The organism is Pseudomonas oryzihabitans, from assembly GCF_006384975.1.
GTDB classification, from domain to species: Bacteria; Pseudomonadota; Gammaproteobacteria; order Pseudomonadales; family Pseudomonadaceae; genus Chryseomonas; species Chryseomonas psychrotolerans_B.
The window spans coordinates 2,517,412-2,532,142 of the sequence record NZ_CP021645.1 but is presented as its reverse complement, the minus strand read 5'-3'; the positions used below and the strand labels follow the sequence as shown (position 1 = coordinate 2,532,142).

At 66.0% G+C, this 14,731-nt stretch carries 15 protein-coding genes; 13 read left to right on the top strand and 2 right to left on the bottom strand.

Going from position 1 to position 14,731, the window contains the following annotated elements; all coding sequences use genetic code 11:
• Positions 1–2 precede the first annotated feature (2 nt).
• The 11 genes from rimM to CCZ28_RS11220 all read left to right on the top strand — a co-directional run bounded on the left by rimM (position 3) and on the right by CCZ28_RS11220 (position 10,541).
• Positions 3–539 (top strand): ribosome maturation factor RimM, encoded by a 537-nt coding sequence (rimM, locus tag CCZ28_RS11270; RefSeq protein WP_058763823.1) that lies wholly within the window; start codon positions 3–5, stop codon positions 537–539.
• A 3-nt stretch (positions 540–542) separates the two neighbouring features.
• Entirely contained in the window at positions 543–1,283 is a 741-nt protein-coding gene (gene trmD, locus CCZ28_RS11265; protein ID WP_058763822.1) for a tRNA (guanosine(37)-N1)-methyltransferase TrmD, read from the top strand.
• A 42-nt stretch (positions 1,284–1,325) separates the two neighbouring features.
• Complete coding sequence (gene rplS, locus CCZ28_RS11260) at positions 1,326–1,676, top strand: 50S ribosomal protein L19 (protein WP_007160957.1); 351 nt, start codon at positions 1,326–1,328, stop codon at positions 1,674–1,676.
• 71 nt (positions 1,677–1,747) lie between these two features.
• Complete coding sequence (locus CCZ28_RS11255) at positions 1,748–2,161, top strand: acyl-CoA thioesterase (RefSeq protein WP_058768638.1); 414 nt, start codon at positions 1,748–1,750, stop codon at positions 2,159–2,161.
• The gene (gene xerD, locus CCZ28_RS11250; protein ID WP_058768639.1) at positions 2,158–3,048 is read left to right on the top strand and encodes a site-specific tyrosine recombinase XerD; all 891 of its coding nucleotides are present in this window, start codon (positions 2,158–2,160) and stop codon (positions 3,046–3,048) included. Before CCZ28_RS11255 ends, xerD begins: the two co-directional genes overlap by 4 nt.
• Positions 3,049–3,110: 62 nt before the next feature.
• A complete protein-coding gene (locus CCZ28_RS11245; RefSeq protein WP_140218073.1) occupies positions 3,111–3,845 on the top strand; it encodes a thioredoxin fold domain-containing protein in 735 nt (244 codons plus the stop codon).
• Between the two features lie 53 nt (positions 3,846–3,898).
• On the top strand, positions 3,899–5,203 hold the full coding sequence (locus tag CCZ28_RS11240) for a homoserine dehydrogenase (protein WP_140218071.1): 1,305 nt from the start codon (positions 3,899–3,901) through the stop codon (positions 5,201–5,203).
• A 46-nt stretch (positions 5,204–5,249) separates the two neighbouring features.
• Positions 5,250–6,659 carry a threonine synthase gene (gene thrC, locus CCZ28_RS11235; RefSeq protein WP_140218069.1) on the top strand — a complete coding sequence of 470 codons (1,410 nt, stop codon included), beginning with the start codon at positions 5,250–5,252 and terminating at the stop codon, positions 6,657–6,659.
• 218 nt (positions 6,660–6,877) lie between these two features.
• Positions 6,878–7,417 (top strand): YaeQ family protein, encoded by a 540-nt coding sequence (locus CCZ28_RS11230; RefSeq protein ID WP_058768642.1) that lies wholly within the window; start codon positions 6,878–6,880, stop codon positions 7,415–7,417.
• Positions 7,417–9,138: a single-stranded-DNA-specific exonuclease RecJ gene (gene recJ, locus CCZ28_RS11225; protein WP_140218067.1), complete on the top strand. Its 1,722-nt coding sequence runs from the start codon at positions 7,417–7,419 to the stop codon at positions 9,136–9,138. Before CCZ28_RS11230 ends, recJ begins: the two co-directional genes overlap by 1 nt.
• Before the next feature lie 299 nt (positions 9,139–9,437).
• The gene (locus tag CCZ28_RS11220) at positions 9,438–10,541 is read left to right on the top strand and encodes an NADH:flavin oxidoreductase/NADH oxidase (protein WP_140218065.1); all 1,104 of its coding nucleotides are present in this window, start codon (positions 9,438–9,440) and stop codon (positions 10,539–10,541) included.
• 47 nt (positions 10,542–10,588) lie between these two features.
• On the opposite strand, the gene CCZ28_RS11215 is transcribed toward CCZ28_RS11220, so the two are convergent.
• The gene (locus tag CCZ28_RS11215) at positions 10,589–11,059 is read right to left on the bottom strand and encodes a nuclear transport factor 2 family protein (protein WP_140218063.1); all 471 of its coding nucleotides are present in this window, start codon (positions 11,057–11,059) and stop codon (positions 10,589–10,591) included.
• A 192-nt stretch (positions 11,060–11,251) separates the two neighbouring features.
• On the opposite strand from CCZ28_RS11215, the gene CCZ28_RS11210 reads away from it, so the two are divergent.
• Positions 11,252–11,953, top strand: coding sequence for a tellurite resistance TerB family protein (locus tag CCZ28_RS11210; protein ID WP_140218061.1), 702 nt, complete (start codon positions 11,252–11,254; stop codon positions 11,951–11,953).
• A 3-nt stretch (positions 11,954–11,956) separates the two neighbouring features.
• Here the strand turns inward: CCZ28_RS11210 and CCZ28_RS11205 are convergent, their stop codons facing one another.
• Positions 11,957–12,874, bottom strand: a complete 918-nt coding sequence (locus tag CCZ28_RS11205) for a LysR family transcriptional regulator (RefSeq protein ID WP_140218059.1) — start codon at positions 12,872–12,874, stop codon at positions 11,957–11,959.
• A gap of 145 nt (positions 12,875–13,019) precedes the next feature.
• Here CCZ28_RS11205 and CCZ28_RS11200 point away from each other — a divergent pair, with 145 nt between their 5' ends.
• On the top strand, positions 13,020–14,693 hold the full coding sequence (locus CCZ28_RS11200; protein WP_140218057.1) for a GMC family oxidoreductase: 1,674 nt from the start codon (positions 13,020–13,022) through the stop codon (positions 14,691–14,693).
• Positions 14,694–14,731: the final 38 nt, after the last annotated feature.

The following is a 14,731-nucleotide window of genomic DNA, read 5'->3' as shown; positions in this document are numbered from 1 at the left end:
CCATGAGTACGCCGACCTCCGCCCCCGACCTGGTGGTCCTGGGCAAGATTGTTTCGGTCTTTGGCGTACGGGGTGAGCTCAAGATCTACTCGTTCACCGATCCGCTCGACAATCTGCTGGACTATCGGACCTGGACGCTAAGGCGCGATGGCGAGACCCGGCAGGTCAAGGTGCTCGGCGGACGATTGCACGGCAAGGTCCTGACGGTACGTCTGCAGGGCCTGGATGATCGCGAAGAGGCCCGTCTGTTGGCCGGCTTCGAGATCTGCGTGCCGCGCAGTGAATTGCCCCAGCTGGGCGCCGGTGACTATTACTGGCATCAGTTGGAAGGTCTCAAGGTGATCAATCGCGAAGGCCAGTGGCTGGGCGTGGTGGATCATCTGCTGGAGACCGGGGCCAACGACGTCATGGTGGTCAAGCCCTGTGCTGGCAGCCTCGACGATCGTGAGCGTCTGCTGCCTTATCTGCCCGACCAGTACGTACTGGCGGTCGATCTGGCCAAGGGTGAGATGCAGGTCGACTGGGACGCGGATTTCTAATCCATGCGTATCGATGTCATCAGCATCTTTCCCGAGATGTTCGAGGCCGTGAGCGCCTATGGCGTGAGCGGTCGCGCGATGAAGCAGGGGCTCCTGGAGCTGACCTGCTACAACCCGCGCAGCTATACCGAGGATCGCCACCAGACCGTGGACGACCGGCCCTTTGGCGGCGGTCCCGGCATGGTCATGAAGATCCAGCCGCTGGAGCGTGCCCTGGCCGATGCCAAGGGTGAATCGGCGGCGGCGAAGGTGATCTACCTGTCCCCCCAGGGTCGCAAGCTCGACCAGGCGGCGGTACGGGAACTGGCGCAAGAGGAACATCTGATCCTCATCGCCGGGCGTTACGAAGGCATCGACGAGCGTTTCATCGAGACGCACGTGGATGAGGAATGGTCGATTGGCGACTATGTGCTGTCCGGCGGTGAATTGCCGGCCATGGTGCTGATCGATGGGGTGACGCGACTGCTGCCCGGAGCCTTGGGGCATGTGGATTCCGCCGAGCAGGACTCGTTCACCGACGGTCTGCTAGATTGCCCGCACTACACCCGACCCGAGGTGTACGAGGGACGTCGCGTACCCGATGTGTTGCTCAGTGGTAACCACGAGCATATCCGGCGCTGGCGCCTGCAGCAGTCCCTGGGACGTACTGCGGAGCGACGCGCCGATCTTCTGGATGGCCGCTCGCTTTCTGGAGAAGAGCAGAACCTGTTGGCGGAATATCTTCGTCAGCGGAACGATAGTTAGGTATCGATGGCGGGCCGCGGCCTGTCTTAGGAGCAGAGTGACATGACCAACAAAATCATTGCCCAGATCGAAGCTGAGCAGATGAACAAAGAAATCCCGGCGTTCGCCCCCGGCGACACCGTGATTGTCCAGGTGAAGGTGAAGGAAGGCGACCGTCAGCGTCTGCAGGCCTTCGAAGGCGTGGTGATCGGCAAGCGTAACCGCGGCCTGAACAGCGCCTTCACCGTGCGCAAGATCTCCAACGGTGTTGGCGTCGAGCGTACCTTCCAGACCTACAGCCCGCTGGTCGACAGCCTGAGCGTCAAGCGTCGCGGCGACGTGCGTAAGGCCAAGCTGTACTACCTGCGCGAGCTGTCCGGCAAGGCTGCCCGCATCAAGGAAAAGCTTTCCTGATCGCGGCGTGACCAGAAAAAAGCAGCTTCGGCTGCTTTTTTCGTTTCTGAGGTTCGAGGTAAAGGTAAGGCATGACGACCCGCGAAGCGGAAATCCAACGGCGTACCGCGTTGGCGGAAACCCGAGTGGCCAAGGCGGTGTTCCCGCCCACCACCAATCACCACGACACCCTGTTCGGCGGCACCGCCCTGGCCTGGATGGACGAGGTGTCCTTCATCACGGCGACGCGATTCTGCCGCAAGAAGCTGGTAACGGTCTCCACCGATCGCATCGATTTCAACCATCCCATTCCTGCCGGTTCCATCGTCGAGCTGATCGGGCGGGTGGTGAAGGTCGGCAACACTAGCCTCAAGGTGCAGGTCGAGGTATTCGTCGAGGGCATGCTGGCGGAAGGGCGCGAGCGCGCCATCAATGGCGCCTTCAGCTTCGTTGCCGTCGATGAGGCGGGCAAGCCAACGCCGGTCCTGCCTGGATTCGCCGCGTGAGCAGCGAACGGCTGATCGAGGAATTCCTCGACGCCCTGTGGCTGGAAAAGGGCCTGTCGCCCCATACCCGCAGCGCCTACCGGACCGACCTGCTAGCCTTCGCCCGCTGGCTGGAGGCTAGGGGCCTGACCCTGGAGACGGTCGGCCGCGACGCCGTGCTCGATCATCTCGGCTGGCGGCTGAGCGAAGGCTACCAGGCACGTTCCACTGCGCGCTTTCTCTCCGGTCTGCGCAGCTTCTATAAATACGCCGTGCGCGAGAACCGCATCGCCGAGGATCCTACGCTGCTGGTGAGCATGCCGCAGCTGGGCGCCCCCCTGCCCAAGAGCCTGTCCGAAGCGGACGTGGAAGCCCTGCTGGCCGCGCCCGATACCGAGGACACCCTCGGCCTGCGTGATCGCACCATGCTCGAGGTGCTCTATGCCACCGGCCTGCGGGTGACCGAGCTGGTCAGCCTGACCTTGGACGAGGTCAATCTGCGCGAGGGGTCGCTGCGGGTATTCGGCAAGGGCAGCAAGGAGCGGCTGATTCCCCTGGGCGAGGAGGCCATCGCCTGGCTGGAGGACTATCTCAAGACGGCGCGACCGCTGCTGCTGGGTGGTCAGCCCGGCGACGTCCTCTTTCCCAGTCAGAGGGGCACGGTCATGACCCGGCAGACCTTTTGGCACCGTATCAAGCTGCACGCCCAGGTGGCCGGCATCCGCACCTCGCTGTCGCCGCATACCCTGAGGCACGCCTTCGCCACCCATCTGCTCAACCACGGCGCCGACCTGCGTACGGTGCAGATGCTGCTCGGCCATACCAGTCTCTCCACCACCCAGATCTACACCCATGTCGCCCGGGTGCGCCTGCAACAACTGCACGCCCAGCACCATCCGCGCGGCTAGGGTGGACCGCCGTAGCCGGTACGTCTGTGGTAGGCTTGCCGGCGTCTCAATAGGAGTCAAACATGCGTATTTCTCAGCTGTTGTTCGCCGCTTGCCTGGGGCTCGGCGTGCAACTGGCTCAGGCCGAACCTGAGCAGGCCATCCGCCAGAGCCTGACCGCGCTGCAACCCAATCTCGCCATCGAGTCCATCGCTAAGAGTCCGCTGGAAGGCCTCTACCAGGTCCAGCTCAAGGGCGGTCGCGTGCTCTACGCCAGCGGCGATGGCCAGTTCGTCATGCAGGGCTATCTGTACCAGGTCAAGGACGGCAAGGCCGCCAACCTGACCGAGAAGGCCGAGAACGCCGCCGTGGCACGGCAGATCAACGGCCTCGACCGTAGCCAGATGATCATCTATCCGGCCCAGGGCGAGACCAAGGCGCACATCACCGTCTTCACCGACACCACCTGCCCCTATTGCCAGAAGCTGCATGCCGAGGTGCCCGAGCTGAACAAGCGCGGCATCGAGGTACGCTACCTGGCTTTCCCGCGCCAGGGCATGAGCTCGCCGGGTTCCAAGCAGTTGGAAGCGGTGTGGTGCGCCAAGGACAAGCCCGCGGCGCTGAACCAGATGTTCACCGGGCGTGAGGTCAAGTCCGAGACCTGCAAGAATCCAGTCGCCCAGCAATTCGCGCTGGGACAGAACATGGGTATCCAAGGCACGCCGGCGATCATCCTCGCCGATGGCCAGATGATCCCGGGTTATCAGCCGGCCGACCAGTTGGCGGAAGCCGCAATCGGCGCTCAAGCGGCGCCGTAACTAAGACTTCAATGGCGCCGCGGAGCGGCGCAACACGACATGGGGATAAGGGTGTGAAGCCGGTCAAAGTAGGCATCTGTGGTCTGGGTACCGTGGGCAGCGGGACCTTCAACGTACTCAAGCGTAACGCCGAGGAAATCGCCCGGCGCGCCGGGCGGGGTATCGAGGTGGCGCAGATCGCCCAGCGCCGGCCGAATCCCCATTGCGATACCGGCAGCACGCCGATCACCGCCGATGTCCTGGCGGTGGCGGACAATCCCGAGATCGACGTGGTCGTCGAGTTGATCGGCGGCTACACCCTGGCCCGCGAGCTGGTGCTGCGTGCCATCGCCAACGGCAAGCACGTGGTCACCGCCAACAAGGCGCTGATCGCCGTGCACGGCAACGAGATCTTCGCCAAGGCGCGTGAGCAGGGCGTGATCGTCGCCTTCGAGGCCTCGGTGGCCGGCGGCATCCCGGTGATCAAGGCGCTGCGCGAGGGCCTGGCGGCCAACCGCATCAACTGGGTGGCCGGCATCATCAATGGCACCGGCAACTTCATCCTGTCCGAGATGCGCGAGAAGGGTCGTACCTTCCCCGACGTCCTGGCCGAAGCCCAGGCACTGGGCTATGCCGAAGCCGATCCGACCTTCGACGTGGAAGGCATCGATGCTGCCCACAAGCTGACCATCCTGGCGTCCATCGCCTTCGGCATCCCGCTGCAGTTCGACAAGGCCTACACCGAGGGCATCACCCGCCTGACCACCGCCGACGTCGGCTATGCCGAGGCGCTGGGCTATCGCATCAAGCACCTGGGTGTGGCGCGCAGCACCGCTCAGGGCATCGAGCTGCGGGTGCACCCGACGCTGATCCCGGCCGATCGCCTGATCGCCAACGTCAACGGCGTGATGAACGCGGTGATGGTCAACGGCGATGCCGTTGGCTCGACGCTGTTCTACGGCGCCGGTGCCGGTCGCGAGCCTACCGCTTCGGCCGTGGTGGCCGACCTGGTGGATGTGGTCCGCGCCATGACCTCCGATCCGGAGAATCGCGTGCCGCACCTGGCCTTCCAGCCCGATGCGCTGTCCGACCATCCGGTGCTGCCGATCGAGTCCTGCGAGAGCGCCTACTATCTGCGCATCCAGGCCAAGGATCATCCGGGCGTGCTGGCCCAGGTGGCGAGCATCCTCTCGGCGCGTGGCATCAACATCGAGTCCATCATGCAGAAGGAAGCCGAGGAGCATGACGGCCTGGTGCCCATGATCCTCATCACCCACCGCGTGACCGAGCGCCACATGGTCGAGGCCATCACCGCGCTGGAAGCCCTGGACGATGTCATCGGCGACGTGGTCCGCATCCGGGTCGAGCACCTGAACTGAGCAGCCTGGCGGCGCGCGGCGCCGCCGTCTTTCCCGAGGTCGAGTCATGCGTTACATCAGTACCCGCGGCCAGGCGCCCGCGCTGAATTTTGAAGAAGTCCTGCTGGCGGGTCTCGCCAGCGACGGTGGTCTCTATGTGCCGGAGAACCTGCCGCGCTTTTCCCTGGAGGAGATCGCTTCCTGGGCCGGTCTGCCCTACCACGAGCTGGCCTTCCGGGTGATGAAGCCTTTCGTCGCCGGCTCCATCGCCGATGCCGAATTCAAGGCCATCCTGGAAGAGACCTACGCCGGTTTCGCCCATAGTTCGATCGCGCCGCTGCGCCAGCTGGACGCCAACGAATGGGTGCTGGAGCTGTTCCACGGCCCGACCCTGGCCTTCAAGGACTTTGCCCTGCAACTGCTGGGTCGTCTGCTCGACCACGTGCTGGCCAAGCGCGGCGAGCGTGTGGTGATCATGGGCGCCACCTCCGGTGATACCGGTTCGGCGGCCATCGAGGGCTGCAAGCGCTGCGAGAACGTGGACATCTTCATCCTGCATCCGCACCAGCGGGTGTCGGAAGTGCAGCGTCGGCAGATGACCACGCTGCTGGGCGACAACATCCACAACATCGCCATCGAAGGCAACTTCGACGACTGCCAGGAGATGGTCAAGGCCAGCTTCGCCGACCAGGGTTTCCTCAAGGGTACCCCGCTGGTGGCGGTCAACTCGATCAACTGGGCACGGATCATGGCCCAGATCGTCTACTACTTCCACGCGGCCCTGCAGCTGGGCGCCCCGGCGCGCTCCATCGCCTTCTCGGTGCCCACCGGCAACTTCGGCGACATCTTCGCCGGCTACCTGGCGCGCAACATGGGCCTGCCGGTAAGTCAGCTGGTGGTGGCCACCAACCGCAACGACATCCTGCACCGCTTCATGTCCGGCAACCGCTACGACAAGCAGGAGCTGGAAGCCTCGCTGTCGCCGTCCATGGACATCATGGTGTCGTCCAACTTCGAGCGCCTGCTGTTCGACCTGCACGGTCGCGACGGCCAGGCCCTGGCCGAGCTGATGGCCGGCTTCCGCGCCAGCGGCAAGCTGTCGGTGGCGGATGATCGCTGGAGCGAGGCGCGCAAGCTGTTCGACTCCCTGGCGGTCAGTGACGAAGACACCTGCGCCACCATCGCCGAGGTCTATGCCGCGACCGGCGAGGTGCTGGATCCGCACACCGCCATCGGCGTCCGCGCCGCTCGCGAATGCCGCCGCAGCCTGGCCACGCCCATGGTCGTGCTGGGTACCGCCCACCCGGTGAAATTCCCCGAAGCGGTGGAAAAGGCCGGTATCGGCGCCACCCTCAGCCTGCCGACCCACCTGGCCGACCTGCTGCAGCGTGAAGAGCGCTGCACCGTGCTGCCCAACGACCTGGCCGCCGTCCAGGCCTTCGTCAGCCGCCACGGCAAGCGTGGGCAGCCGCTGTAAGGCGCTAGTACACCCGTGTTGGGCTTCGCTGCGCTCAACCCAACCTACACGGACCTGTAGGTTGGGTTGAGACGGCTCCATCGTCGAAGCCCAACACGGCGGACTCTACCGTCGCTGATGGGCTTCGCTGCGCTCAACCCAACCTACTGTCCTACCGTCCCCAAGCCCTGCTGCCTTTTCCGGTACAATGCCCGGCTTTCCCTGCCGGTGACCCGCCCATGGCTCTGCAAGCCACGCCCTACAAAGTCGAACTCAACCTCACCGATCTGGATCGTGGCGTCTACGAGAACCTGCGCCTGACCGTGGCGCGGCATCCTTCCGAGACCGAGGAGCGGTTGGCGGTGCGGTTGCTGGCCTATGTGCTCTGGTACAACGAGCAGCTGGCCTTCGGGCGCGGCCTGTCCGATGTCGACGAGCCGGCGCTGTGGGAAAAGAGTCTCGATGGCCGGGTGCTGCACTGGATCGAGGTCGGCCAGCCCGATGCCGAGCGCCTGACCTGGTGCAGCCGCCGTACCGAACGCACCAGCCTGCTGGCCTATGGCAACCTGCGCGTCTGGCAGACCAAGGTGGTGGATGCGGTCAAGACGCTGAAGAATCTGCATATCGCCGCGGTCCCCGCCGAGCCCCTGGCCGAGTTGGCCCGCGACCTGCCGCGGAGCATTTCCTGGCAGGTGATGATCAGCGAGGGCACCCTGTTCGTCACCGACGACCGCGGTCAGCACGAACTGCAGCTGGAATGGCTGCTGGGCGAGCGTTGATGCGTCTGGAGCCCCGCCCGCTACCGCCGGTATTGCCCGACCTGGGTGACCTGCCGCCGCTGCTCACCCGGCTCTATGCCGCCCGTGGCGTGACCCAACCGGAAGAGCTGGACAAGGGCCTGGCGCGGCTGGTGCCCTATCACCAGCTCAAGGGCATCGAGGCGGCGGTCGAGCTGCTGGCCCGTGCCCTGGAAGAACGCCGGCGCATCCTCATCGTCGGCGACTTCGATGCCGATGGCGCCACCGCCAGTGCCGTGGGTGTGCTGGCCTTACGTCGCCTGGGCGCGGCCTGGGTCGACTATTTGGTACCCAATCGCTTCGAGTACGGCTATGGCCTGACGCCCGAGATCGTCGCCGTGGCCCTGCAACGTGAGCCGGAAGTACTGCTCACCGTCGACAACGGCATCTCCAGCCTGGACGGCGTGGCCGCGGCCAAGGCCGCTGGCTTGCAGGTGGTCATCACCGACCATCACCTGCCGGGCGCCGAGCTGCCCGCCGCCGATGCCATCGTCAATCCGAACCAGCCAGCCTGTGCCTTCCCCAGCAAGTGCATCGCCGGGGTGGGGGTGATCTTCTATGTGATGCTGGCCCTGCGCAGTCGCCTGCGCGAAAACGGCTGGTTCACCCGCCAGGGCCTGGCCGAGCCCAACCTGGCCGAGTTGCTCGACCTGGTGGCCCTGGGCAGCGTGGCCGATGTGGTCCCGCTGGATGCCAACAACCGTATCCTGGTGCACCAGGGGCTGATGCGTATCCGCGCCGGCCGGGCACGGCCGGGGCTCAAGGCACTGCTGGAAGTCGCCGGGCGCCAGCCGGGCAAGGTGGCCTCCAGCGACTTGGGCTTCATCCTCGGGCCGCGGCTCAATGCCGCGGGTCGCCTGGACGACATGTCCATCGGCATCGAGCTGCTGCTCTGCGAGGACCCGGAGCTGGCGCGCGAATATGCCCAGCAACTGGATGACTTCAACAAGGATCGCAAGAGCATCGAGCAGGGCATGCAGCGCGAGGCGCTCAAGCAGCTCAAGGAGTTGCCGGAAGACGATCTGCCCTTCGGCCTCTGCCTCTTCGATCCGGAGTGGCACCAGGGCGTGATCGGCATCCTCGCCTCGCGGCTCAAGGAAAAGTATCACCGCCCGGCGCTGGCCTTCGCCGACGACGGCAGCGGCACCGGCATGCTCAAGGGCTCGGCGCGTTCGGTCGCCGGGTTGCACATCCGCGATGCCCTGGACGCCGTGGCGACCCGCCATCCGGGCCTGATCACCAAGTTCGGCGGTCATGCCATGGCGGCCGGCCTCAGTCTGCCCCAGGCGCACTACGAGACCTTCGCCGTGGCCTTCGACGCCGAGGTGCGCCGCCACCTGCAGGCCGACGACCTCAGCGGGCGATTGCAGACCGATGGCTGCCTCGCTCCGACCGAGTTCCAGCTCGACCTGGCCCAGGCCCTGCGCCAAGCCGGTCCCTGGGGCCAGCAATTTCCCGAGCCGCTGTTCCACGGCACCTTCGAGATCCTCTCCCAGCGCCTGCTCAAGGAGCGGCATCTGAAGCTGACCCTGCGCAGCGAGCAGGGCGGCCCGGAGCTGGACGGCATCGCCTTCAACATCGATCGCGACACCTGGCCCGATCCGAACATCCGTTGGGCCGAAGTGGCCTATCGGCTGGACGTGAACGAATTCCGCGGTAACGAGAGCGTGCAATTGCTGGTGGTGCACCTGGCACCACGTTAGGTCTCGTTTGAAAAGTGCCTGCGCTCGGTGATGCTGCGTTAAAAATCAGCTGGATCGCCAGTCCGATCGGAATGCTCATTTACCACTCGTAAACTCGAGCGCGAGTCCGATCCGCTTCCTCGCTGATTTGATTCGCTGGCGCTCACCCTCCGGGCCAGCCGTTGGCTGTTACTCCCGTTGGTCGTTGCGCCTTGCCTGACCTTCGCTCGGCGACTTTTCAGACGAGCCCTGTCGGAACAGCGACCTATTCTGTTCGGGAACACTCCAATGCGGTGAATCCCGATCAGACGAGGTCTGCCATGAGTCTCCTGTTCCAGTCCCTGACCCTGCGTCAGCTGACCCTGCCCAACCGGGTGGTGGTCTCCCCGATGTGCCAGTACTCCAGCGAAGACGGCTTCGCCAACGACTGGCACCTGGTCCACCTCGGCAGTCGCGCCGTTGGCGGCGCCGGTCTGGTGATCTTCGAGGCCACCGCGGTTACCCCCGACGGGCGTATCACGCCCCAGGATCTCGGCCTGTGGAAGGACGAGCAGATCGAGCCGCTGCGGCGCATCACCCAGTTCATCGAAGGCCAGGGCAGTGTCGCCGGCATCCAGCTGGCCCATGCCGGGCGCAAGGCCAGTACCTGGCAGCCCTGGGCCGGCAAGCATGGCAGCGTGCCCATCGCCGAGGGCGGCTGGGTCCCGGTGGCACCGTCGGCCATCGCCTTCGACCCCCAGCACACCCGACCCACTGCCGTTGATCGCGATGACATCGCCAGCATTCGCCGGGCCTTCGTGGACACCGCCGAGCGCGCCCTGGCGGCCGGCTTCAAGGTGGCCGAGATCCATGCGGCCCATGGCTATCTGCTGCACCAATTCCTCTCGCCGCTCTCCAACCGGCGCGACGACGACTATGGTGGCAACTTCGAGAATCGCATCCGTCTGCTGCTGGAGGTCACCGCCGATGTGCGCGCGGTCTGGCCGGCTGAGCTGCCGCTGTTCGTGCGGGTCTCGGCCACCGATTGGGTGGAGGACGGCTGGGACGTCGATGAGACGGTGGAACTGGCACGCCGGCTGAAAACCCTGGGCGTCGACCTGATCGACGTCTCTTCCGGTGGCACCGCGGCCCAGGCCGATATTCCCACCGGCCCCGGCTACCAGACCCAGTTCGCCGAGCGGGTGCGCAAGGAAGCCGAGATTCCCAGCGGCGCGGTGGGCATGATCACCGATGCGGCCCAGGCCGAGCACGTGCTGCGTACCGGCCAGGCCGATCTGGTGCTGCTGGCGCGGGAACTGCTGCGCGATCCCTATTGGCCGCTGAACGCCGCCGAGGCACTACGGGAGAAGGTCTCCTGGCCGCCGCAGTACGTGCGGGCGGCGCATCGGGATACACCGCTGCGCAAGCCCTTCGGCGCGGAGTAGGGGCGCTTGTAGGAGCCACCCAGGCGGGTGGCTCTTGGTGAGATCCGTTACGGCTTGGCGGGTCGCAGCAGCGCTTCCAGGGCATCACTGTCGTAGTAGTCGCCCAGGTACCAGATGCGGCCGTCGCGAATTCGCATGATGCTGGCACCGCGGATCTTGACCGGTTGCTTGCCGGCAGCGATGGTCGTGTTGCCGGTGAGTTCCCACTCGAAGGCAATACTGCGCGGCCCGATGACCGGCTTGTGCACCATCTTCACCTGCAGGTCGGGCACGGCCTTGAGGGTGACGCGAACGATCCTGTCTCGGGCCTGGGTGCGGCTGGTTTCGGTCGTCGCCGTACCGCTATCGAAGTACTGCACCTTGGGATCGAGCAAGGCACTGGCGGCTTCGGCATCATGGTCATTCCAGGCATCGAGATAGCGATTGGCGATGACGCGAGCATCCTCGGCCGCGGCCTGGACCTGGCCAGCGATGAGGGCAAGCGAAAGCGCGAACAGCACAGCCAGACGCGAACGCATGGGGTGTCTCCGACAACTGCAAGGGGGAGGCGCAAGAGTAGCGCTGCGGCCGGCCCGCGGTCAGAAATATTTTGTATCGGCTGCGACTCATCGCCTGTTCGACTGCAACATCCGGTAAGCAGCTACGGGGAGCCAGACGACCCGGCGAGTGGTCTCAACAGGCTGAATCCAAATCCCCTGTGGAGGTTGCCCATGAACACCCGCGGTCTGCTCGATCAACTGCTCAAGGCTGGCCAGCAAGCCTTGGCCAACAAGACCGGCCATTCGACCACGCGACCAGGCGCTGGCGCGACTCCTGCCGGCAAGGACGGTCTCGGCGGCCTGCTGTCGGGCCTGGGCAACAGCGGCCTGGCAGCGGGTGCCCTGACTGCGCTGCTGGGCAGCAAGCGGGGCCGCAGCCTGGGCGGCAAGGCGGTCGGCTACGGTGGTCTGGCGGCGCTCGGCATGGTGGCCTACAAGGCCTATCAATCCTGGCAAGCCAACCAGGCGCAAGGCGGGCAAACGGTCGAGCCGCGCACCGTGGACCGGGTCCCCGAGCATGAAGCCGAGGCCCATGGCCGCGCGGTACTCATCGCCCTGATCGCCGCGGCCAAGGCTGATGGGCACGTGGATGCCCAGGAACGCCAGGCCATCGAGGCCGAGATGGGCAAGCTGGACAATGACCCCGAGCTGCGCAGCTGGCTGCAGCGCGAGCTGGAGCAGCCACTGGACCCGGCCAAGGTCGCCGCCGCTGCCGAAACCCCGGAAATCGCCGCCGAGATGTACCTCGCCAGCCTAATGCTGATCGACGACCAGCAGTACATGGAGAAGGCCTACCTGGACGAGCTGGCGCGTCAGTTGCACCTGGAACCCGGTTTGCGTGCCGAGCTGGAGCGTCAGGCCGCGGCGGTCTGACGACTAGTCGGCCAACGGCTGTTCACTCAAGGCCTCTTCACCCAGGAGCAGGGTCCGTTCCGCCGCGCAGAGCTGCAGCAGGAAGTCCCAGACCACGCGCAGGCGGGTGGAGCGATGCAGCTCACGGTGGGTCGAGATCCAGTATTCGCGAGTGAAGGATCTTTCCGGCAGCACGCATTCCAGCGGGCTGTCGGCGCCCACCAGGTAGCAGGGCAGCACCGCCAGGCCGAGTCCGGCGCAGGCCGCTTCCCGCTGGGCGATGACGCTGGTGCTGCGAAAGACCAGGCGGGGCTCCGGGCAGAGACCCTGGATGAATTGCAGCTCGCGGCAGAACAGCAGGTCGTCGACGTAGCCGATGAAGGTCTGTTCGCCCAGGTCGGCCTCGGCATCCAGCGGTGGGGCCCGATCCAGATAGGCGCGACTGGCGTAGAAACGCAGCCGATAGGGCGTCAGCCGCCGGCCGATCAAGCCTTCGGCGGTAGGGCGCTCCAAGGTAATGGCGATGTCCGCCTCGCGGTTGGTGACGCTGACGAAGCGCGGCACCGAGACCAGCTCCACCTCCAGGCCCGGGTAATCCCGCAACAATCCACCCAGGCGTCGGGCCAGGAAGCCGGTGCCCAACCCCTCGGTCACGCCGACCCGCACCTGGCCCAGGGGGTTGAGTCTTTGCGTCACGGCCTCCTGGGCCAGCAGGGCGGCTTCTTCCATCGCCTGGGCATGGGCCAGTAGCGCCTGGCCGGCCGGGGTGAGCTGATAGCCGCTGGCCTGTTGCACCAGCAACTGGCTGCCCAGGGCGCGTTCCAGGGCCTCCAGATGACGCGACACGGTGGCATGGCTGACGCCCAGGCTGCGGGCGGCGGTCAACAGCCGGCCATGGCGTTGTACCTCCAGGAAAACGCGCAGATCGTTCCAGTCGAACATGCCACTGCCTCTCTTGTTCTGGTCTAGCAGAGCGCTTCCACGGGGCTGTGCAGAAATGCACAGCCGTTGCCCGTTTTCTGCGACTGTTGTTCGCGGATGACGCCACTAGGATAGGAGCCACAACAACAAAACACGAGGGAACGTCATGCCCCGTCCTGCTGCGGACTATGACTTCATCATCGTCGGCGCCGGTCCGGCCGGCTGCCTGCTGGCCAATCGACTCTCCGCCGATCCGGCCCATCGCGTGCTCCTGCTGGAAGCGGGCGGGCGCGACAACCATCCCTGGATCCATATCCCGGTCGGCTACCTGTTCTGCATCGGTAATCCACGCACCGACTGGTGCTTCAAGACCGAGGTGGAAGCCGGCCTGGGCGGTCGGGCGCTCAACTATCCGCGTGGCCGGGTGCTGGGCGGCTGCTCCTCCATCAACGGCATGATCTACATGCGCGGCCAGGCGCGGGACTACGATGGCTGGGCCGCCGCCGGCAACCCTGGCTGGGGCTGGCAAGACGTGCTGCCGCTGTTCAAGGCAATGGAGGATCACTGCGACGGCGCCTCGGCCTTTCATGGCGCCGGCGGCGAATGGCGCGTGGAGCGCCAGCGCCTGCACTGGACGCTGCTCGACGCCTTTCGCAGCGCCGCAGGGGAAACCGGTATCGCGCCGGTGGAGGACTTCAATACCGGTGACAACGAAGGCTGCGGCTATTTTCAGGTCAACCAGCGCAACGGTGTGCGCTGGAATGCGGCCAAGGCCTTTCTCCGGCCGATCCGCCAGCGCGCCAATCTGGAGGTGCTGACCGGCGTCCAGGTGGAGCGGGTGCTGCTGGAAGAGGGCAGGGCGCGGGCGGTACTGGCGCGGCTGCCGGGCCAGGCCGAGCCCCAGCGGCTGGTGGCGCGGCGCGAGATCGTGCTCTGCGCCGGGGCCATCGGCTCGCCGACCCTGTTGCAGCGCTCCGGCATCGGGCCGCGGGCCCTGCTCGAAGGACTCGGCATCGGCGTCCAGCATCGGCTGGAAGGCGTGGGCGGCAATTTGCAAGACCACCTGCAACTGCGGCTGATCTACCGGGTGCACGGCGTACCGACCCTCAATGCCCTGGCCGGCAGCCTCTGGGGCAAGCTGGGCATGGGCCTGGAGTACCTCTGGCGGCGTAGCGGCCCCCTGGCCATGGCGCCGAGTCAACTGGGCGCCTTCGCCTGCTCCGATCCGGGCCAGCCCTCGGCCAATCTGCAGTATCACGTGCAGCCGCTGTCGCTGGAGCGCTTCGGCGAGCCCCTGCACGGCTTTCCCGCCTTCACCGCCTCGGTGTGCAACCTGCGCCCGGCCAGCCGCGGTCAGGTGGCCATCCGCAGTGCCGATGCCCAAGCCGCGCCGCTGATCCAGCCGCGCTACCTGAGCGCGGAGGAAGATCTCAAGGTGGCCGCCGACGCCATCCGCCTGACCCGGCGCATCGTCGCCGCCCCGGCCCTGGCCGCCTACCGACCCGAGGAATACCTGCCGGGACTGGCCTACCAGAGCGAAGAGGAATTGCAGCAGGCCGCGGGCGCCATAGGTACCACCATCTTCCATCCCTCCGGCACCTGCCGCATGGGGCAGGACGCGGATGCCGTGGTGGATGCCCGGCTAAGGGTGCATGGCATCCCCGGCCTACGGGTCGCCGACGCTTCCATCATGCCGACCCTGGTCTCCGGCAACAGCTGTTCGCCGACCCTGATGATCGCCGAGCAGGCGGCCCGCTTCATGCTGGCCGAGGCGCGGGAGCAGGGAATCGTCGAGTTGCCCGCGGCGGTCGCCCGGCCGGATCGGGTCTCGGCCGCCTAGTGTTACCGATGGCGGGCCGCCCGCCGTTTCCACCGTAG

What these genes read in the sequence shown, in the direction of transcription:
- rimM (WP_058763823.1), top strand. Translation starts at nt 3, where the DNA reads ATGAGTACGCCGACCTCCGCCCCCGACCTGGTGGTCCTGGGCAAGATT.
- trmD (WP_058763822.1), top strand. Translation starts at nt 543, where the DNA reads ATGCGTATCGATGTCATCAGCATCTTTCCCGAGATGTTCGAGGCCGTG.
- rplS (WP_007160957.1), top strand. Translation starts at nt 1,326, where the DNA reads ATGACCAACAAAATCATTGCCCAGATCGAAGCTGAGCAGATGAACAAA.
- CCZ28_RS11255 (WP_058768638.1), top strand. Translation starts at nt 1,748, where the DNA reads ATGACGACCCGCGAAGCGGAAATCCAACGGCGTACCGCGTTGGCGGAA.
- CCZ28_RS11245 (WP_140218073.1), top strand. Translation starts at nt 3,111, where the DNA reads ATGCGTATTTCTCAGCTGTTGTTCGCCGCTTGCCTGGGGCTCGGCGTG.
- thrC (WP_140218069.1), top strand. Translation starts at nt 5,250, where the DNA reads ATGCGTTACATCAGTACCCGCGGCCAGGCGCCCGCGCTGAATTTTGAA.
- CCZ28_RS11230 (WP_058768642.1), top strand. Translation starts at nt 6,878, where the DNA reads ATGGCTCTGCAAGCCACGCCCTACAAAGTCGAACTCAACCTCACCGAT.
- recJ (WP_140218067.1), top strand. Translation starts at nt 7,417, where the DNA reads ATGCGTCTGGAGCCCCGCCCGCTACCGCCGGTATTGCCCGACCTGGGT.
- CCZ28_RS11220 (WP_140218065.1), top strand. Translation starts at nt 9,438, where the DNA reads ATGAGTCTCCTGTTCCAGTCCCTGACCCTGCGTCAGCTGACCCTGCCC.
- CCZ28_RS11215 (WP_140218063.1), bottom strand. Translation starts at nt 11,059, where the DNA reads ATGCGTTCGCGTCTGGCTGTGCTGTTCGCGCTTTCGCTTGCCCTCATC.
- CCZ28_RS11210 (WP_140218061.1), top strand. Translation starts at nt 11,252, where the DNA reads ATGAACACCCGCGGTCTGCTCGATCAACTGCTCAAGGCTGGCCAGCAA.
- CCZ28_RS11205 (WP_140218059.1), bottom strand. Translation starts at nt 12,874, where the DNA reads ATGTTCGACTGGAACGATCTGCGCGTTTTCCTGGAGGTACAACGCCAT.
- CCZ28_RS11200 (WP_140218057.1), top strand. Translation starts at nt 13,020, where the DNA reads ATGCCCCGTCCTGCTGCGGACTATGACTTCATCATCGTCGGCGCCGGT.